Here is a 19232-nt window from a genome sequence, read left to right as displayed (position 1 = left end):
TGAATCACGACTTTTTAATAATAACTGAAAATGGAAATACAGTATATAAAAGGCGATGCAACTCAACCTCAGGGCGGAGGCAATAAGATCATTGTACATATTTGTAATGATATTGGCGGATGGGGTAAAGGCTTCGTTATGGCACTCTCAAACAGGTGGCCTGAACCTGAAGCTCAGTACAGAGCTTGGCATAAGTCTGGAGAAGGATTTAGGCTAGGCAGGGTTCAGTTTGTGGAAGTGTCCGGAAATATATTTGTGGCTAACCTGATTGGGCAGCATAAAATCAGAAAAGATGAAGATGGAAACCCGCCGATCAGATATGAAGCCATTAAGGAAGGTCTTCAGGAGGTAGCCGATAAGGCAAGTGAACTGAATGCATCTGTTCATATGCCAAGAATAGGCTGTGGATTGGCAGGTGGAAAGTGGGAAGAGATAGAACCGATCATAAAAGAGCAACTGACTGAGCAGAATATCAGTACAACTGTCTATGATTTCTAGATAAGTCGATAGACTAAAAAAAATACCGAAGGTAGCATTTACCTTCGGTGTTTTTATTAAGTACCTAACGTTTGATACCTTCTTATTTATAGAACTCATCCTTCAAGTCTTCAGGAATTTCGACAGGACGTTGTGTTTTTAGGTCAATGACTACGAATGTTACTTTTGCATCTACCACTACCTTGTCAGTACCTTTCAGGAAAATCTGTTGTCTAAATACAACACTGCTTTTTCCTATGCTCTCAAAGCAGGTCTTGACTTCCAAGGTTTGTCCGATTGTCGCTGGATACTTATAGCTGATGTCGTAGTGGGCAATTACCGTTGCAAATCCTCTTTGCATAGCGGTATTCATCGTATCATTCTTTTCGAAATGTGCCCAACGAGCTTCCTCTAAAAATTCAAGGTAGCGCGCATTGTTTACATGTTTGAATACATCGAGGTGGTACCCTCTAACTGGAATTTCGATTGTACTGGTTCTTACGTCTAAAGTTTGCTGATTGCTCATTTGGTTAAAATATTATGTGAATGAGCCTTCAATATAGGGAATTGATTGGAGATATTAGACTTGGTAGTTAAGATGAAAGTGCTTTTCTCAATATCTCCAACCCTTTGTCTTAAGTCTCTTGTCTTATCTGTTTCTTCAGAATACTCCAAACATTTTCTGCTACAATCTTATTTCCTTCCGCAGTAGGGTGAATGCCGTCTCCTTGGTTTAGCTCAGGAATACCAGCAACTCCTTCCAATAAAAATGGGACTAAAGGGATGTTGTTTCGTTTGGCAAGTGTTGGATAAATTTGACTAAAAGAAGAAGTATATGCTTCCCCCATATTAGGAGGGGCCTGCATGCCAGCCAAAATAATGATGGTTTTTGGAAACTGTTTTTTGACCTTATCAATAATAGCCTGAAGGTTTGCTTCTGAAGCCTTCGGGTCAATACCTCTTAACCCATCATTGCCACCCAGTTCCAGAATGAAAATAGCAGGCTCGTAGTTTTCCAAAATCCATTCAACCCTTTCTTTGCCGCCAGCCGTAGTTTCACCACTTAGCCCTGCGTTGATGGACTCATAGGGTAATCCCATTGTTTCAAACTTTTGGTTGATAAGGGACGGGAAAGCTTCATCAGGGTCAAGTCCGTAGCCTGCCGTTAGACTGTTGCCGAAGAAAATCACTTTCTTTTTAGCAGTTACGGTTTCAGTATTGGTTTCTTCCTTGGTTGGTTGGGAAGAGACCTTCTCTGTACTCTTGTTACTTCCGCAAGCTGTAAGTAGTACACACAGCATAACAACTAGCGAAGAAATCATATTTTTGGTCATGTTTTGTATAATTAGCGTCATGTTAGCACCTTTCAATTCTTTTTTAAGATAATACCTTCAAATGCATTGAACAAAAAGATCTAACTTTGCATTCTCCTAAGGGAAAATTTGATCAATGATAAAAGGCAATTGACAGGCCAGCCTGTGAGGTTGTCTGCATTTTGCTAACAAACAAATGAATATGAAAACGCTGTTGATAACGCCTCCTCTAACCCAACTTAATACGCCATACCCTGCGACGGCATACCTGAAAGGGTACCTGAACAGAAAAGGTGAAACGGCATTTCAGGCAGATTTGGGGATCGAACTGGTATTGAAGATGTTCTCCCGCAGTGGACTGGAGCGTATCTTTGATGCAGCAGAAGAGATCATTGATGATTGCTCTGCCAATGCACAGCGTATTTTTTACTTGCAAGATGACTACATTGATGCGGTAGAGCCAGTGATTCATTTTCTTCAGAACTCTGACAGCACCTTTGCTCATAGTATCTGTTCTCGTGAAGTATTGCCTGAAGCCAAGCGTTTCAAGCAACTCTATAATATGGATGTGGCATTTGGTCAGATGGGAATCACAGACAAGGCAAAATACTTGGCAACGCTTTTTCTGGAAGACTTGGGGGATTTTATCATTGAAGCGATCTCTCCGCACTTCGGATTTAGCCGTTATGCAGAAAGCATTGCAATGTCGGCAAGTAGCTTTGATCCTATAGAGGAAGAGTTGAATGAACCACTATCTTTATTGGATGAGCTCCTGCTGGAGTTATTGGAGGAGAAAATACAATCTACCCAGCCAGATTTTATAGCCTTTACAGTGCCATTTCCCGGTAACCTTTATGGAGCGCTCAAGTGTGGACAGTACTTGAAAGCGCATTATCCTGATATCAAAATTGCAATGGGAGGAGGTTATGCCAATACCGAACTCCGAGATCTGACAGACCCAAGGGTATTTGATTACCTTGACTTTATCACATTAGACGATGGTGAGGGGCCAATTATGCAGGTAATCAAGTTGATTAAGGGTGAGGTGAAACCTGAACATTTACAGCGTACGTTTATCCGTAATGAGCAGGGCAAAGTGGAGTTTGTAGACTTCAAAATGCAGGCATTTGTACCACATTCTGAAGTGGGAACACCAGACTACACAGGCTTGCCACTAGACAAATACCTTTCGGTAATAGAGGTGGCAAACCCTATGCACAGACTCTGGAATGATGGTCGTTGGAACAAGCTGACAGTAGCACATGGTTGCTATTGGAAAAAATGCTCGTTCTGTGATGTATCATTGGATTACATCGGACGCTATGATGGAGCACCAGCCAAGTTGCTGGTAGATCGAATTGAAGAGTTGATTAATACCACAGGGCAAACCGGTTTCCATTTTGTGGATGAAGCGGCTCCCCCACTTGCCTTAAGGGATCTTTCTTTGGAATTGATTAGAAGAGGTATCAAAATCACATGGTGGGCAAATATCCGTTTTGAAAAAACATTTTCAGAAGACCTTTGCAAGCTGATGGCATCGGCAGGCTGTATCGCTGTATCCGGTGGTCTGGAGGTAGCATCTGACCGTCTATTGAAGATGATGAAAAAAGGTGTAGACATAGAACAGGTGGCAAGAGTGACCAACAGTTTTATGAAAGCCAACATTATGGTACATGCCTACCTGATGTATGGATTCCCGACACAGACAGAACAGGAAACCATCGACTCTTTGGAAATCGTTCGTCAGCTCTTTGAACATAACTGTATTCAGTCTGGTTATTGGCACAGGTTCTCGATGACAGCGCATGCTCCAATCGGGTTGGAACCTGAGAAGTTTGGTGTCAAAAGAATAGGACCGGATTTTGGGGGCTTTGCCAAGAATGATTACGATCATGAAGACCCGACAGGAGCTGACCATGGTATATTTACAGAAGGTTTGAAATTAGCCCTGTTTAATTATATGCATGGGGCAGGGATGGAGCACGAGGTGGAAGAGTGGTTTGACTTTGCGACCAAACCTACTACACATCATCAGCATTTGATTAGCGATGCGATTCACCGCCATAAAGAGCAGGATGATGAAAAGCTGAATAACGCACTGATCTGGATGGGTAAGATGCCTTTTGCAGAGGAGTATAAAGTGAAGAAAAAGGGAAGTATACAGACCCGAGTAAGACTGACTTTCTTTGGCCGAAAAGAAGACTTAGAGGTGACGACAACCCCTGAAGAAGCTGAGTGGTTGATTCCTTATTTGGAACAAAGTCACGTATATCAAGAAGAGCCTGCAAATCTGAAAGAGATGAAGGAAAGTTATGAGTCACACTTTGGTAGACCATTCAAAAAATTTGTCAATGAAAACCTTTGGCAGCAGCTTCGTAAAAATGGTTTGTTGTTGATTAGGTTGTGAAAATAAAGAATAGGTAGTGACAATCTATCTTAATCATTAGTGAAAAATAAAATCAGACACTGAGTCTGTTGCTAATAATAAAAAAAAGGCGAATTATATGGTTCGCCTTTTTTATTTACAGCGGTTTCAAAAAGCTATATCTAATATTTTTTGAGATGGTGGAATTGTAAATATCTACAAGATATAGAGTAAGATGTGAAGGTTTATGCTAAATTTAGTGTGAGATTAATTTAACTTATTTCTTAGTCATCACAGTGATAAAGGGTCTTTATGAATATGTTTTAATTATTCTTTCTGATGTCATATTTCTAATAATTAGATCGAATTATGATTTTATCAATTTTTTTAAGTGTAGTCTTTATTGTACTTGGTGTAATTCATTTCAATTGGGTAATCGGAGGGGAGTTTGGGTTTGCTGAATCATTGCCTACTAAGGAAAATGGAGAAAGGGTATTGAATCCGAAAAAGCTAGACAGTGCCATAGTAGGTCTTGGGTTAACAGCATTCGGAATTTTTTATGTGATTAAATCAGGATTGGTGGTTTTCAGCTTACCTGACTGGATAATGGACTATGGAAGTTGGATAATACCCTCAATATTTCTTTTGCGGGCAATTGGTGAGTTTAAATATGTTGGATTTTTCAAAAGTATAAAGCATACAACTTTCGGGAAGTTAGATACAAAGTTCTTTTCCCCATTATGTTTGTTGATAGGCATATTCGGAATATTGATTCATCTTATGAGGTAAATAATTGATGGAGAGTTCAGTCATATATATTATCAAAATGATAGCAAAAAAATATTGAGAAGAAATGAGCATATTTAAAAAACTTTTTGGGAAAGAATCAAAAAAAGAAGATTCACAGACTAGCTTGAATGGGTTTAGTACATATGAAAAACCTGATTGGTATTCATTAAATGAACTACTCAGTTTACATGCAGGGTTATCACTTGAAAAGCAACTCATTTTTGGAGATGTAATAGGTGATAATTCATGGCAATTTGATATGGGTTCAGGTACAATCTCTTTTGGAGATAATTTAACTTTTCCGGTTCAAGTGATAGGTTCTTTATCATTTAATGATAACTCTTGGATGTGGGGATGGGCAAATGCCCAAAGTGGAATACCTGAGCATTTACTTGAGCAGTCAATGCAATTGAAAAGTATTGGAGAAGAGAAAAAAGTCAAAGAACTAGTAGAAGGACATTTTTCTGTAGAAGAGAACTTTGAACATAAAATAGGGATGATAGCTTGTGGTTATTTTAGTTCAAAAAGCTATTACTGTGCAAATTATGGGCAAGGGACTCTAGTTGTGACCATTGATAGTGATCAAATACCTGCTATTGAAAAAAGTAGATTGGAGAAAGTGATAACTGTATTTCCCCAATTGATTGGTAATATTGAGTTAAATCATAAAGAGGCTTTTGTTAATTACTTAATTGATAGAGGTTTTCAACTTAAAGTTGAAGAAGACAAAATTGAGGGATTAAATGGTGGCAAGCTAATAGTAGGGGAATTTGATCAGTTATCAAGGCTTAAATCTTTGAACGGTAAATTATAATCTAACAATTCAAGCAGTGTTTAAACTGATATATAATAAAAAAGGTCTTTTGGAATTGTAACCGAAAGACCTTTTTATTTTTAGCAGGGAGAAAGTATCAGATTTGATCTTCGTGATAGCCCAAGAGCTTGCGTAGCGTGCGAAGCATATGGTCTATGTCATCCTGTCCAACAACCTCTTCATATTCCTTTCTTATTTCTACGTGACAATGATACAAGTCCAAACGCTTCTGTTTCCCTTTGTCGGTTAGTTTGAGCAGTATAGCTCGCTTGTCAGTTTGATGAGGCTCTGTATAGATATAGCCAGCAGATTCCAAAATCTTCACCACCTTATTCATCCCTTGCTTGGTGATTTTGGCAAGCCTAGCCAGTTCATTATTGATTGTGCCATCAGGGTCAATATTTACCAGTAGCACGATATGCCCCATCTTAAAATCATTATACCCACGAGCCAGCATTTTTTCTGTAAACTTTTGCTCCATGTCTTTTCGGAGCAGAGCAAGTAGTCTGGGTAGGCTGTGCTTTTGTCTTTGAGCTATAAATGTCATCCATTCATCCAGTGTGCGTTCCATTTCATTGTGATATTGAGTTTATAAATAGTAGTTGGTAGTTCCTCCATTTTACCCATGACAAATATATGAATAAAAATAAAGTAAATTAAGTTGACCTTTTGGTCAATCTAGTTTACTTTTGTCGCCGTTCAAAAAAATACTTCTATGGAAAAAGAAATACCATCAACTCCGAAAAAGGGTAACAAAAAGCTAATCCAGCTAATTTTTGCCGCAATCCTGTTAGCGGCAGCAGGGTTTGGTGTCAAAGAAACTATGTACTCGTTACATCACGAGACTACAGACAATGCCCAAATCGAAGGGCATACTTATCCAGTGATTTCAAGAGTATCAGGATATATCAAAAAATTGAAGGTGTCTGATTATGGACAAGTAGGCGCTACTGATACTTTGGTTTATATCGAGGATGAAGAATACCGCATCGCTGTAGACCGAGTAAAAGGTGATTACCAATTGGCTAAGGCTAACCTGAAAGAGGCTGAGGCTAACAAGCTTAGTACAGAAGCTCGTTTGCGTGTAGCTCGTTCCAATGCTCAGGTAGTAAGCATTCAGAAAGAAAAAGCAACTACTGACCTGAACAGGGCTAAAGCACTTTTTGCAGACAATGCCTTGACTAAAAAGGCTTTGGAGGATGCAGAAGCGCAATTCCAAACCATCTCTCAGCAGTACCAAGTAGCACAGAATGAGATCATCCTTGCTAAAAGTAACCTTCAGGTAGCTGAGTCAGAGGTGATCAAAGCACATTCTTCAGTAGAGATCAAGAAAGCAGCCCTTGATCAGGCTGTATTGGATCTTTCTTACACCAAGATTCCGGCACCAGGTAGCGGTCGAATCGGTAAGCTGCAAGTAGAGCCAGGACAGTTTGTAAAGGCTGGTCAGCCGCTATTCACCATTGTGGATGATAAGGATTTCTATGTAGTGGCTAATATGAAGGAGACACAACTGGAGCATATTCAAGTAGGACAGGAAGCTGAAGTGATGATTGATAGCTACCCCGACTTAGCTCTAAAGGGAAAGGTGGAAACAATTTCACGAGCTACGGGTGCCAAGTTCTCTTTACTGCCTCCTGACAATGCAACAGGTAACTTCGTGAAGGTAGTGCAAAGAGTACCTGTTGTAATTCGCCTGACTGATGTGAAACAACATATGGATCTGCTTCGCGCTGGTTTGAGCGTAGAAGTGTCATTGTCTTACTAAGAAAAAAATACTGAACTGATATTATGGCAGCAAAAGGACTCACCAAATGGATCATCGTGATCACTACGATCTCAGCGACGATCCTTGAGCTGATTGACACCACTATCGTAAACGTGGCGCTCTCTCAGATCAGTGGTAACCTGGGGGCGACCATTGAGGATACCTCCTGGGTGGTGACCGCCTATGCGATCGCCAACGTAATTGTCATTCCATTGACGGGCTTCTTGGGCTCGTATTTTGGTCGGAAAAACTACTATTTCGCTTCCATTCTCCTGTTTACACTTTCCTCTTTTCTGTGTGGAAATTCGACGAGTTTGGAGGAGCTGGTATTCTTCCGATTTATACAAGGTATAGGAGGTGGCGCATTATTGTCTACTTCACAGTCTATACTTTTTGACGCTTTTGACATAAAGGACCGTCCAATTGCCGCTGCCATTTTTGGTATGGGGGTAATTATTGGTCCTACAGTCGGACCTACCCTTGGAGGTTACATAGTGGATAACTTCCATTGGTCACTCATTTTTGATATCAACGTACCAATTGGTTTGATAGCGGCTTTCTTGGTATTCACTTTCATTGAGAAGAAGCCGGAGGAGCACAATATTGACCGAAAGAAAATTCATATCGATACGCTTGGTATTGTACTGTTGTCAATATGGGTAGGAGCACTTCAATATATCTTGGAAAGAGGGCAGGCTGAAGACTGGTTTGAAGCCAAGCACATTATAGTGTTGACGGTAGTTACAGTTATAGCATTTGTGTGGTTTATCTGGCATGAGCTGCACACAGAACATCCTGCCATCAACCTGCGGGTATTGCAGAATGGTACTTTGGCAGTGACGACCATATTTACCTTTATAATGGGTTTTGGTATTTACTGCTCCATGTATGTGTATCCAGTATGGATGCAACAGTTTATGGGGTATACACCTACTTTGACAGGGGTCAGTTTGTTCCCAGGAGCCTTACTTTCAGCTGTGCTGATGCCTTTTGTGGGTAAGTCTTTACAGCGAGGGGTTGCGCCGAAGTACTTGATTATGATCGGGTTTTCGATGTTTGCCGTATTTTGCTTCTGGATGTCAGGAGCAAGCCCTGAAGCAGGTTTTGCCTTCTTCTTTATGCCACTTATGTTACGGGGTGTAGCCATGTCATCATTGAGTGTACCACTTTCCAATCAGGCAGTTTCGGGGCTTTCATCAGAAAAAATGCCTCAGGGTATTGCCATCAATAATATGATGCGCCAGTTGGGAGGAGCGTTTGGTATCGCCATGATGAACACCTATCTGGCAAGAACGTTTGCAGCCAACCGAGGTCATTTGATTTCCTATGTAACTCCTGACAGTCCGGATGTACTTGATCGTCTCAATGCATTTATTTCAGGGTTTGTGGCAAAGGGGATGAGCTTGGCAGATGCACAGCATGCTGCTTATGGTATGCTGGAGAAAATGGTAGACAAGCAGGCATACTTACTAACCTATCTGGAGTCTTTCAGGTTGGTTGGGGCATTCTTCGTTTGTATTCTTCCGCTACTGCTTTTTGTAAAGCCCGTGAAGGTAACAGCCAAGATAGACGATGCAGGGCATTGATGGCCTGTATGACTAACAGATTGATTCTTTTGACTAGCGTCAAGATATAAAGCATTCATTCTTATGAAGAAAATAATAACAATTGCCGCCTTGCTTGCGATGGGAACAGGTGTAGTGGCGCAGGAAAAGGTGCCTAGCCATTTGGATCAATGGATTCAGGCATCCTTTGAAAACTTTCCCAATATTCGCTCAGCCAAGTTGCAGCAGCAATTGGCAGAGGATTATGTGCAGTATCAAAAAGGCAACCTGTTGCCAACAGTAAGTGGTACGGCTAATTACCATTACCTGTATCCGGCACCTTCTATTCAATTTCCAGGTTCGGATCTAGCTTTCCAACCTTTTCCAAATCACAACTATAGTGTAGCGGTACAGGCTAGGCAGCTGATTACAGACTTTGGACGCACAGAAAGTGAAGTAAAGAAAGCACAGACTTCTGTTGAACAATCAGCACTTCAGACAGAAGAGGTAAAGGAACAGTTGGCATATGAGATTTCTCGCTTGTACTTGAACCTTGCTTTTGTAGAGAAAAGTATTGAAGTACAAAATGCCAATATTCAGGTATTGGAAGAGACTGAAAAACTAGTGCAGAGCCGTATCAAGAACGGGGATGCATTGGATCTGGATTTATTGAATGTTCAGGTTCAGCTTGAAAACAGCCGTAACCAGCGCAAAGATTTCCAGAACGCAGAGGAGAAGTTATTGGCATCGATTGCTTACCTGACAGGTACCGATCCTATCAATATCTCGAAAGATGAAAGTGCCCTGAATTGGACTACAGAGCTGTTGGCGTCTAAGTCAATGGAAGAGAGTTTTGAAAGCAATACGGCAGTTAAGCTGGCAAAAACGGAAGAGGAAATCGCTTCAACCGAATTGCATACAGCGGAAGCTAGCCATATGCCATCACTTTATGTAGATGCAGCAGCTGGTTTCAAGAATGGTTACCTTCCGTTATTGGATGAAACCAAGTTCAATTACAGTGCAGGTATCACGCTTTCTGTGCCTATTTATCATGGCAAAAAGCTGAACCGTCAGCAGGAGATGGCCAGAAAGAAACTGGATATCGCAAAACTGTCAACAGAAAATACAGAAAGTAGCCTGCATAAGGAATGGCGTCAGGTTTTGGCTGATATTGAAACCAATCAAGAGAAGCTGAATTCATCTCAGACGCTAATTCAGCAAGCTGAACGTGCCTTGGAAATAGCTAAAGCGCAATACAAGCACGGGGTGATTACTTATGTAGATCTTCAGAATGCCAATAATGCATTGTTGCAGGCACGTCTGACACAGTTGCATAACCGATACCAATTGAGCAATGCACAATTGGAAGCACTTCGTCTGCAAAGTGAGCACTTCTGGCAAGAAGGATAAGAACTTAGAACTTACGTGTGATGTGATATAGTAAATTAGGCCCCCGAGCATTTGTTTGCTTGGAGGCCTTCCCTTTTTTAATTTCTACTGAAATTTCCACTATTGGCACTCCAGCTTTCGGAGACACCACCTGAACCAGACCAAGTAGTAAAGCTGAAATTACCATTCCCATTGCTTGTACCCGAAATAATGTAGGCACTCACAGCATTGCCATTTCTATTCCAACTTAAAGGCGTATTGGAGGTACAGGTTTCTGGACCTTGACCATTACTTTTCAGGAAGTATGCCTTACCGCTGCCATAGACTTTTGCACTGCCATTGCTCTCCACCAATACGGCAGTTGCTTCATCAACACCTACACCTTTGACGCCACTGGCGCCAAAATCCTTAAAGAAGCGAGCCATAAACGTAAAATGCCTTCCTTGTCTGTCTCGCTCATTGTAGTGAGAGTCTGTTACCACCCCTGTCATATATGGCACAGCCAGAAAGCCGTCTCCCAATCCAGCCATATAATTATTATATGGATCATCTAATGCTTCATCAGAGTAAACAGTTCCGTTGGATGCTGCATAATAGTAAGCTCCTAATACCGCTAATCCAGCACTAGATCCACCAATGGGTACATTACGTTGCGTTACTGCATTGTTGATGGCTGTTTCAAGTTGTGAATCTTTCCAGAAGCTGACATAGTCATCTTGGTCACCACCAGCGATAAAGATCCCTTCAGCCTTGTTTACGAGGTCTATAGTAGTGGTATGGTCAGCGTCAGAGCGGGAGTCTACCACAATAGTTCTCACGGAGTTTACGCCTCCGACATCACTATAAATATAATTGTTGTACCCATCAGAGCTAGAAGAGCGGAGAACAACAAAGTCACCACCATTGGCCTTTTGTGTTAGGAAGTCAAATGCGGCATCTTCAGCAGTAGTATACGAGTCAGCACCTCCCATTAAGGCAATACCAGCAGATGGAGTAGTGACAATATCAGAGCTGTTACCAGTGGTATAGACAGTAGGTCCTCTACCACTACCTTTGCGGTTGTTGGAATCTTCTGTTGAGGTTTCTTCGGGCGTAGCATCACAGCCCATCAGGAATGCCATGGCAATAGTGGCACTCCATAAACAGAGTTTGTTCAGTTTCATTGTAAAGCGAAATTATTAAATGAAGAATAAAGGGTACAGCAAAGTGTACCTATACTTAAGGTTTGATATACACAGAGAGAAATAGTCTATTCACATTGACAGAGGCATATACAAAAGGATAGCACTACTCAATGCGAAAAGCACTTCTGAATAATCAAGAAGAAAAGGTCAATTGGGATTTATTGAGAGAGAGGAAAAAAATCAACAGTCAAAAATAGGCTGCAAGTTGCGCAGACTTATTTTCTTGCCTTGGATGGCATCCGATTTCCGCTTGGAAGTAGGCATATGGAAAATAAAATCTAGCATACTGTTGTAATATGGACTAAGTGATTAAAATTTCTTCGTTTTAAATTTATGTCGAATTATATAACATATCAAGGCTTTTTTGTGAAATTTTATTTCAGTCAATCTGTTTTTAACAATATGAGTTGGAGGTTTTGTAAGTGAGGCAATGAACTTGGTAAGTTTTGGAGCGTGGCAAATAAAAAAGCACCACCCAATAGGTAGTGCTTTTACTGAACTAAAAAACGTGTTACAAGTCTGCCAACTTTGTAATCGTCCTAAAGCAAATAAACCATGGCAGACCGTAATAGAAGTACGGTCTGATAAAAGGATATTATTTTTTTGAATGGTAGTGGTCTTGGAAGGAATACAGGAGTTGATATTTTTTCAGAAATACCTGATCAATAATGGAGGATTTCGGAATCGGACACCTTTATCAGGTAAATAGTATGCTATCCATCATCATGACTTTGAGGTTTACCCCAAAAGACGTTTCGGGTAAAGCTCAGCATTGCTTGGAGAAGCAGTTAGCTTGATATTTTAGTGTTCACAAGCGTACAGTTTTTATCAAAATGAACAGATTTTTTAGTAGTTGATTATAAATTTTTAACATTCAACTAATTGTTATTCAGGTTTTTATGAGAATTGGTATGTCGTTGGAATAAAGTAGTAGTGTCAAATTAATTAAATAATCCTTCCTGTACAGAATTGCACAGGAAATGACATTTAACTAACAGATCATTATTCTAGTGTCATTTTAATTTTTATAAAACTCCAATGAAAAAATTATTACCAATTCTTCTATTGTTTTTTACACTGAATGCTATTGCCAACGGTGACCCTAACAATGCAAAAAAATTCGGTACTGTATCAGGAAATGTGGTAGAGCAAGGTAGCAGTACACCTGTAGGATATGCGACTGTAGCTTTGATGCAGGAAGGTAAGTCTGTAACAGGTGCCTTGACCAAAGATGATGGTACTTTTGAAATCAGTAAGATTCCATTAGGTGATTACAACTTGGTGGTTAAGTTTATTGGTTATCAGGAATTCAGTAAAGCTGTTTCTTTCACTTCTGAAAACCACACCCTCAAACTTGAGAATATAACACTATCACTTTCTGATAAAGTCTTGGACGAAGTAACCGTTCAGGGAGAAAAGGTGAACGTTGAGTACAAGCTAGGCAAGAAGATCGTGAATATGAGTGAAGAGCTGGTGAAAGGCAGTACTTCCGTTTCAGATGCCTTGGGTAAAGTGCCAGAAATTAACGTGGATGCTTCAGGTAATATTAGCTTGAGAGGAGACCGCAACGTTCGTGTACTGATTGACGGAAAGCCAACACAAGGGAATGTGGCAGATGTTCTTCAGTCATTGCCACCAGATGCCGTAGAAAATGTAGAAGTAATTACCAACCCTTCTGCCAAGTATGATCCTGATGGACTTTCAGGTATCATCAACATCGTGACCAAGAAGAACAAGATGGAAGGAATGAATGGTTCTGTCAATGTAGGCGCAGGTGTAAGAGATAAATACAATGTAAATGGTAACCTGAATGTAAAGAAGGGTAAGTTGAATGTAGGGCTTTCAGGAGCTTACCGTAACGACAGGTACTATAACAAGGGTAACTTTACCAGAAGCTACTTGAATTCGGGAGAAAAACTTGACCAACAGTACAACGAGATTTCCAATCCAAATTTTGGCTACTTCAAGCTTAATGCGGACTACTATATAGATTCTACAAAAGTGCTTTCAGCTTTTATCAACGGTAACAAGTGGAATTACAAGCAGCAAAACTTCTTTGGTTACGACTACCGTAATGATCAGGGAGAGTACCTCTTCAGTCAGAATGGTATTGGTAGGTTAGCTTCAGATGGACGTAACATTGGTATGGATATCAACTACCGTCAGGATTTGAAAAAAGGTAGCTTGGAACTGGATTTCTATGCCAATGACGGCGCCAATGAGTTCTACTCCAACAGTGAAGTAAACGGTGAGACAGCTGAGCAGTCTTATACATCGGGTAATACGATGAAAGCAGCTTGGAATGTGTATGTGGGTGAGGTGAATTTCACTCATGAACTGACAGAAAAACTGAAACTGGAAGCAGGTTATAAAGGCGAAATTATTGATGCCTCATCAGAAAATGTGTTGAGCTTGAACGAGACACAGACATCTTTAATTTTTCCATTCCAGTCACAATTGCATGCTGGCTACATGACACTTTCAACAGAACTGAAAGGTATTGAAATGAAGTTGGGCTTACGTGCGGAGCATGCCAATATGTCTAGTGACAGCACACTGATTGATTACTCTAGTCTCTTCCCGACACTGCACCTGCAAAAGAAATTGGGAGAGATGAATAGCCTGAGCCTAAGCTACAGCCGAAGAGTAAGAAGACCGGAAATCGATTGGATTTTGCCGATTGAAGTGCAGACAGACCCTCAAAATATCCGAGTTGGTAACCAAGGGCTACAACCTTCTTATACCAATTCCATTGAGTTGGGTCTGAACCACAATGCCAAAAATTACTCATTGAATGCCAGTATCTATACAAGGTTGAGTAATGACGTGATTCGTCAGATTACTACGTTTGATGAAGATAGAAATGTCAACATATCACAGTTCCAGAATATTGGAAAAACAACCAACTATGGTATCTCGCTTTCAAGTGATGTAACCATTACAGACTGGTGGAAAGTAAACGGAGGAATTGACCTTTTCCACTTTGATATTGATGAGGATCAGTTCCCATTACCGAACAGAACACTTTTCAACTGGAATGGTAAGCTTAATACGACCTTCACTTTACCTAAGGAACTGACTTTGACAGTCAATGGTAACTACAGTGGTAAGCAGTATGGTGCGCAGGATATCAATTTGGCAGCATACAATCTGGAAGCAAGCGTTACGAAGAAACTGTTTAACAAGAAAGCAGACCTTACATTGAGTGCTAACCATTTGGCATTCAATGGTGAACGTACAGAAATTTACTACGATGGCTTTACACAGTACAATGAAACGTTGTGGGAAAACCCAGTTTACCGTATGTCATTCACCTACAGATTCGGAAAGATGAAGATGAAGAACAGGGAGCGTAGCACTGGTAACGGTGGTGGATTTATGTAAGAGAATCATAGAGGAGAGATAGAAAATCTCAAATCTATAAGTTTTAATATGGGAGTTATATTGGAAGGGTGTTACCTGCTTAGGTAGCATCCTTTTCTTGTTTCAGCCACATCTCAAAGAGCTCATGATAGTTTTGTAACTTTAGGCAGTAGCACTGAACGTACAAATGAAATGAAACTATCTCTCCCTAATGCACAACAGGTACTGCACGACAGTACTCGAACACTAAAGCGTTTCCCTCTCTCCATGCTTTCTGCAGCAGTAGCGACAGTTATATCAGTCTATCTCATTGAGCGGGAAGAAGCGATTCAACACTTGGAGCCTTACTTTCGCATCATTCATGTCAGTCTGTTGGGGATACCACTTTTCTTGGGAATTGATCTCCTTGGTGAAAAGTTTAAACTGTCGCCAACATTGAAAGTAGTTTCAATGCTTTGTGGGCTGTTTTTTCTGTTGGCTTATTATGCGACTCTACCGGAGGAAATGACCAATATCCATTTTTCGAGAGCAGCTATTATGATGCTTACAGTACATTGCTTTGTGTCAGTAGCGCCTTTTTTAAGTAGGGGAAACTATAGGGCTTTTTGGGAGTACAATACACAGCTTTTTCTACGTTTTTTTGGAGCATTTGCTTATGCAATCATGCTTTTTACAGGACTGTCCATTGCTCTGCTGGCATTGGATAAGCTATTGGGAGTAGAGGTCAATGAGGACTTGTTTGCGGAGCTGTTAGTCATTTTGTTGGGACTTTTCAATACATGGTTTTTTTTGGCAGGAGTACCTGATGATATAGATTCATTGGAGGAGGAACAACAGTATCCAACGGAGTTGAAAGCCTTTACGCAGTATGTATTGGTACCATTGGTCAGCATTTATCTGGTAATTCTATACCTCTATATGATAAAGATCGGTTTGACATGGGACTGGCCTAGAGGAATGGTTTCATGGCTGATCCTGTTTTTATCATTGCTGGGAATTCTCTCAAGCTTGTTACTATACCCTGTTCGGCAGCAGCAGGAGAATCAATGGCTGTATCACTTTTCAAGGTTGTTTTATTGGCTACTATTACCTCTGACAGCCCTGTTGGTAGTGGCTTCTTGGAGACGGATTTCGGACTATGGGTTTACTGAGTTACGTTATTTTCTGTTGGCTATAGCACTGTGGCTTATTGGAGTCACCATTTATATGTTGCTTAACCGGCGGCAAAACATCAAGGTTTTTCCGCTGACCTTGGGTATTATTTCATTGGTCACAGCTTTTGGTCCTTGGAGTGCTTTTAATGTGTCAAGAAAAAGTCAATTGAACAGGTTAGAGAAAATACTCCAAGAGTATGCACTATTGGAAGATGGAAAACTGAAACCATCAGATGATAAATTATCTTTTGAGGGTAAGAAAGAAGTCAGCTCTATAGTAAGCTATCTTGTGAGGGTACATGGATACAGGACATTACAACCTTTGGTGCCTATTTCCTTGGATTCGCTTTTAAAAGACGAAAACAGGCGACAATACCCTGAGGCAATAATGCATGCGGCATTTGGAACCGAATTTGTCAGAAAGTGGGAAAATGTATCCCAGAAAATGTTTTCAATTCAGCTAAACAGGTCTGAGAATAGTGCATATGATGTGAAAGGGTATGATTATGTATTGGAATGTGAATTTGCAGGAAGAGATCATGAGGATATTTCAGATTACCTCCTAACTGATGGGAGTAAGTTATCCATTACCTTTGATCGCAACACTTCTACTTTAAAGGTTCTTCGAAACAGGCAAAATATTCATACAGTCCCGTTGAAGGGATTTGTTGAAAAACTGGTTGAAAATAATCCGACCGGTAGGGATGGTATATTCTTGTCACAGAGTGAGTTAAAGGTAAAAGCACAAAACAGGAACGGTAAAGTACAAGTCTGTTTTCAATATATGGATGGAGAATTGGATAAAGAGAGGATAAAATTAAATAACATGAAGATTATCATGCTTTTAGAAGTAAAATGATTTTGAAAGCAATTGTTAATGACTTATCTTAAAGTAACAATGATGAAGCTAAAAATATTTCAATATACATTTTAGCAAATAAACCAAACAGTCCGATCAGGCCGCTATCCACTAGCGGTCTTTTTTTGTTTTAGGGGGGCTATAAATCAAGTTAATCTTACTTCTGAAACTGAGGTATTTTTATCTTTGCCATTCCAGAACATAACCAATCTGCTAAATGGACAAACAGACTATAATTGAGAAGACAGCCTCATTTATCAAGGCGAAATTTGAAGGAGAAGGATCAGGGCATGACTGGTGGCATATCTACCGTGTATGGAAAAGTGCTATCAGCATCGCTGAAGCTGAAGGCGCTGACACTTTTATTGTTGAGCTAGGAGCCTTGCTGCACGATATTGCAGATCACAAATTCCATAATGGAAGCTTGGATGAAGGGCCAAAACAGACACGAAACTGGTTGGTAGAAGTAGGGGCAGACACCGAAACAGTGGAAAAGGTTTGTGAAATTGTAGCCAATGTGTCTTTCAAAGGTGCAGGCACACAATCAGTCATGACGACATTGGAAGGGAAAGTGGTGCAGGATGCTGATAGGTTGGATGCCATTGGTGCGATCGGAATTGCGAGAACATTTGCTTATGGAGGCTTTAAACAACGGGAAATTTATAACCCTGAGATACCACCAGTAATGCATGATGACTTTGAGTCTTACAAGAAAAATACAGCGCCTACGATCAACCATTTCTATGAGAAGCTCCTTTTATTGAAGGATCGTATGAATACCGTAACGGGAAAAAGAATTGCAGAAGAAAGACACCGCTATATGGAGATGTTTTTGGAGCAGTTCTATCAGGAATGGGAAGGTAAAAGATAAGGTGGAAGACATTAGATTTGGGATTCAGTCTCTTATCTAATGTCTTTTTCACTTATATCTAGAATAACTCAATTAACTCTTTTAGAGAGATGATTTCGGCGCCAACGTATTCGTTGTGTTCTACAGCATCAGGATTGTAGTAAACTGAAAACATGCCTGCATTATTGGCTCCCACAATATCAGTGTTGAGGTTATCTCCAATCATGGCACTTTGGTCAGCGGCTGCACCTGCCTGTTTCATGGCAAACTCAAAGATCTCCTTGCTAGGCTTCTTGTGTCCTGTACACTCAGAAGTTACCACAGAATTGAAGTAGTGAAAGATATTGGAGTAACGCATCTTTGTGCTTTGTACATCTGCAAAGCCATTGGTCAGGATATGCAGGTAATACTTGTTTTGCAAGTGCTCCAATGCTTCAATGGTATCCGGAATCAGGTAAGGCTTTTTAGGGCATCGTTCGAGGTATTCTTTTCCAAGATTGGCAGGGCATACTGCCGCAGGGATGTTCAACAACTCAAACATCATCGGGAAGCGACGATCACGAATAGTCTCTTTTGTGATACGACTCTCGTTGTAATGTGACCACAACTCAGCGTTGATTTTGCGAAAAGCAGCGATAAAGTGGTCTTTAGATGCAGACCCTTTGCTCAGCAAATCAACACGGTGAATGTCATACAATTCTTCTAGTGTTTCTTCAGAACACCGTTCAAAATCCCAAAGTGTATGGTCTAGGTCAAAGAAAAGGTGCTTGAAAGTATTTCTTTTCAGGTTCATATAAGGACATCTTTTTCGTAAAGGGTTCATCATCACCCTTATTGCAGAGAAAGCCAGGCTATTTTGGTTTCCCTCATTTTCTAGAAACAAACATAAGAATACAATTGTTGAAACTGAACTATTTTTCTGATTGCTATATCCTCCTTATTTTTTGATACAAGTAAGATGGAATGATATTTTTTGGCGATACATCCTTTTCTCCCAAAAAAAATCCTGTCAAAATCAGATTTTAAATTTCATTGTAAAAGCCAATGATGCATTGGGCTTTGTCAAAAATATCCAATTTTTGATGAAGTGTAAACTGTTATGAGGTCGTTATTTAGACCTTTTAGATAGTGTTTTTTATGAAATTTTTTTCTCAAAAAATCCATTTTTGGATGCAGTAAATCACCTCTTGGTGAAATTAAATTTTGATTATTTTAAATAAATGAAATTAAATTCTGATAATTGTTGTTTTTATGTTTGTATATAATTGTAAATAATACAACTAATAATATATTTCTGAAGTTCAAATCATTATCCAACTTAATTACTATTTTTGTCCGCAACACTGATGGAGTTATTACGCAATAA

At 40.1% G+C, this 19232-nt stretch carries 16 protein-coding genes; 11 read left to right on the top strand and 5 right to left on the bottom strand.

Translation table 11 applies throughout. From position 1 onward, the window contains the following. Positions 1-30 precede the first annotated feature (30 nt). Positions 31-498, top strand: a complete 468-nt coding sequence (locus V6R21_RS26845) for a macro domain-containing protein (RefSeq protein WP_334246598.1) — start codon at positions 31-33, stop codon at positions 496-498. 82 nt (positions 499-580) lie between these two features. Here V6R21_RS26845 and V6R21_RS26840 read toward each other — a convergent pair whose 3' ends face one another. Together V6R21_RS26840 and V6R21_RS26835 are read right to left on the bottom strand one after the other, a co-directional pair. Next, positions 581-1003, bottom strand: a complete 423-nt coding sequence (locus V6R21_RS26840; protein WP_334246597.1) for an acyl-CoA thioesterase — start codon at positions 1001-1003, stop codon at positions 581-583. A gap of 109 nt (positions 1004-1112) precedes the next feature. Then, positions 1113-1799, bottom strand: a complete 687-nt coding sequence (locus V6R21_RS26835; RefSeq protein ID WP_334246596.1) for an arylesterase — start codon at positions 1797-1799, stop codon at positions 1113-1115. Between the two features lie 193 nt (positions 1800-1992). Between V6R21_RS26835 and V6R21_RS26830 the strand changes: the two genes are divergently transcribed. The 3 genes from V6R21_RS26830 to V6R21_RS26820 all read left to right on the top strand — a co-directional run bounded on the left by V6R21_RS26830 (position 1993) and on the right by V6R21_RS26820 (position 5758). Beyond that, on the top strand, positions 1993-4197 hold the full coding sequence (locus V6R21_RS26830; protein WP_334246595.1) for a B12-binding domain-containing radical SAM protein: 2205 nt from the start codon (positions 1993-1995) through the stop codon (positions 4195-4197). A gap of 327 nt (positions 4198-4524) precedes the next feature. Next, positions 4525-4944, top strand: a complete 420-nt coding sequence (locus V6R21_RS26825; RefSeq protein ID WP_334246594.1) for a DUF3995 domain-containing protein — start codon at positions 4525-4527, stop codon at positions 4942-4944. Between the two features lie 64 nt (positions 4945-5008). Further along, complete coding sequence (locus tag V6R21_RS26820; RefSeq protein WP_334246593.1) at positions 5009-5758, top strand: DUF6882 domain-containing protein; 750 nt, start codon at positions 5009-5011, stop codon at positions 5756-5758. 97 nt (positions 5759-5855) lie between these two features. Here V6R21_RS26820 and V6R21_RS26815 read toward each other — a convergent pair whose 3' ends face one another. After that, positions 5856-6329 (bottom strand): MarR family winged helix-turn-helix transcriptional regulator, encoded by a 474-nt coding sequence (locus V6R21_RS26815; RefSeq protein WP_334246592.1) that lies wholly within the window; start codon positions 6327-6329, stop codon positions 5856-5858. 144 nt (positions 6330-6473) lie between these two features. Here V6R21_RS26815 and V6R21_RS26810 point away from each other — a divergent pair, with 144 nt between their 5' ends. The 3 genes from V6R21_RS26810 to V6R21_RS26800 all read left to right on the top strand — a co-directional run bounded on the left by V6R21_RS26810 (position 6474) and on the right by V6R21_RS26800 (position 10477). Beyond that, a complete protein-coding gene (locus V6R21_RS26810) occupies positions 6474-7523 on the top strand; it encodes an HlyD family secretion protein (protein WP_334246591.1) in 1050 nt (349 codons plus the stop codon). Positions 7524-7546: 23 nt separating this feature from the next. Next, positions 7547-9109, top strand: coding sequence for a DHA2 family efflux MFS transporter permease subunit (locus tag V6R21_RS26805; protein WP_334246590.1), 1563 nt, complete (start codon positions 7547-7549; stop codon positions 9107-9109). Positions 9110-9172: 63 nt separating this feature from the next. Further along, positions 9173-10477, top strand: coding sequence for a TolC family protein (locus tag V6R21_RS26800; RefSeq protein WP_334246589.1), 1305 nt, complete (start codon positions 9173-9175; stop codon positions 10475-10477). A 77-nt stretch (positions 10478-10554) separates the two neighbouring features. On the opposite strand, the gene V6R21_RS26795 is transcribed toward V6R21_RS26800, so the two are convergent. Continuing rightward, entirely contained in the window at positions 10555-11619 is a 1065-nt protein-coding gene (locus V6R21_RS26795) for a cyanophycinase (RefSeq protein ID WP_334246588.1), read from the bottom strand. A 689-nt stretch (positions 11620-12308) separates the two neighbouring features. Between V6R21_RS26795 and V6R21_RS26790 the strand changes: the two genes are divergently transcribed. From V6R21_RS26790 to V6R21_RS26775, 4 genes are all read left to right on the top strand, one after another. Further along, positions 12309-12437 carry a hypothetical protein gene (locus V6R21_RS26790; RefSeq protein WP_334246587.1) on the top strand — a complete coding sequence of 43 codons (129 nt, stop codon included), beginning with the start codon at positions 12309-12311 and terminating at the stop codon, positions 12435-12437. Positions 12438-12678: 241 nt separating this feature from the next. Then, positions 12679-15024 carry an outer membrane beta-barrel family protein gene (locus tag V6R21_RS26785; RefSeq protein ID WP_334246586.1) on the top strand — a complete coding sequence of 782 codons (2346 nt, stop codon included), beginning with the start codon at positions 12679-12681 and terminating at the stop codon, positions 15022-15024. Positions 15025-15195: 171 nt separating this feature from the next. Then, positions 15196-17016 (top strand): DUF4153 domain-containing protein, encoded by a 1821-nt coding sequence (locus V6R21_RS26780; protein WP_334246585.1) that lies wholly within the window; start codon positions 15196-15198, stop codon positions 17014-17016. 217 nt (positions 17017-17233) lie between these two features. After that, positions 17234-17887, top strand: a complete 654-nt coding sequence (locus V6R21_RS26775; RefSeq protein WP_334246584.1) for an HD domain-containing protein — start codon at positions 17234-17236, stop codon at positions 17885-17887. 58 nt (positions 17888-17945) lie between these two features. Here V6R21_RS26775 and V6R21_RS26770 read toward each other — a convergent pair whose 3' ends face one another. Further along, positions 17946-18659 (bottom strand): YjjG family noncanonical pyrimidine nucleotidase, encoded by a 714-nt coding sequence (locus V6R21_RS26770; protein ID WP_334246583.1) that lies wholly within the window; start codon positions 18657-18659, stop codon positions 17946-17948. Between the last annotated feature and the right edge of the window lie 573 nt (positions 18660-19232).

The sequence above is a fragment of the Limibacter armeniacum genome (genome assembly GCF_036880985.1).
Classification (GTDB): domain Bacteria; phylum Bacteroidota; class Bacteroidia; order Cytophagales; family Flammeovirgaceae; genus Limibacter; species Limibacter armeniacum.
Note: the sequence above shows the minus strand (reverse complement) of the source record. Positions and strands in the feature narration are given on the sequence as shown.

Excerpts from the sequence above, each read along its gene's own strand:
- V6R21_RS26845 (WP_334246598.1), top strand. The coding sequence starts at position 31 with ATGGAAATACAGTATATAAAAGGCGATGCAACTCAACCTCAGGGCGGA.
- V6R21_RS26840 (WP_334246597.1), bottom strand. The coding sequence starts at position 1,003 with ATGAGCAATCAGCAAACTTTAGACGTAAGAACCAGTACAATCGAAATT.
- V6R21_RS26835 (WP_334246596.1), bottom strand. The coding sequence starts at position 1,799 with ATGATTTCTTCGCTAGTTGTTATGCTGTGTGTACTACTTACAGCTTGC.
- V6R21_RS26830 (WP_334246595.1), top strand. The coding sequence starts at position 1,993 with ATGAAAACGCTGTTGATAACGCCTCCTCTAACCCAACTTAATACGCCA.
- V6R21_RS26825 (WP_334246594.1), top strand. The coding sequence starts at position 4,525 with ATGATTTTATCAATTTTTTTAAGTGTAGTCTTTATTGTACTTGGTGTA.
- V6R21_RS26820 (WP_334246593.1), top strand. The coding sequence starts at position 5,009 with ATGAGCATATTTAAAAAACTTTTTGGGAAAGAATCAAAAAAAGAAGAT.
- V6R21_RS26815 (WP_334246592.1), bottom strand. The coding sequence starts at position 6,329 with ATGGAACGCACACTGGATGAATGGATGACATTTATAGCTCAAAGACAA.
- V6R21_RS26810 (WP_334246591.1), top strand. The coding sequence starts at position 6,474 with ATGGAAAAAGAAATACCATCAACTCCGAAAAAGGGTAACAAAAAGCTA.
- V6R21_RS26805 (WP_334246590.1), top strand. The coding sequence starts at position 7,547 with ATGGCAGCAAAAGGACTCACCAAATGGATCATCGTGATCACTACGATC.
- V6R21_RS26800 (WP_334246589.1), top strand. The coding sequence starts at position 9,173 with ATGAAGAAAATAATAACAATTGCCGCCTTGCTTGCGATGGGAACAGGT.
- V6R21_RS26795 (WP_334246588.1), bottom strand. The coding sequence starts at position 11,619 with ATGAAACTGAACAAACTCTGTTTATGGAGTGCCACTATTGCCATGGCA.
- V6R21_RS26790 (WP_334246587.1), top strand. The coding sequence starts at position 12,309 with ATGGAGGATTTCGGAATCGGACACCTTTATCAGGTAAATAGTATGCTA.
- V6R21_RS26785 (WP_334246586.1), top strand. The coding sequence starts at position 12,679 with ATGAAAAAATTATTACCAATTCTTCTATTGTTTTTTACACTGAATGCT.
- V6R21_RS26780 (WP_334246585.1), top strand. The coding sequence starts at position 15,196 with ATGAAACTATCTCTCCCTAATGCACAACAGGTACTGCACGACAGTACT.
- V6R21_RS26775 (WP_334246584.1), top strand. The coding sequence starts at position 17,234 with ATGGACAAACAGACTATAATTGAGAAGACAGCCTCATTTATCAAGGCG.
- V6R21_RS26770 (WP_334246583.1), bottom strand. The coding sequence starts at position 18,659 with ATGAACCTGAAAAGAAATACTTTCAAGCACCTTTTCTTTGACCTAGAC.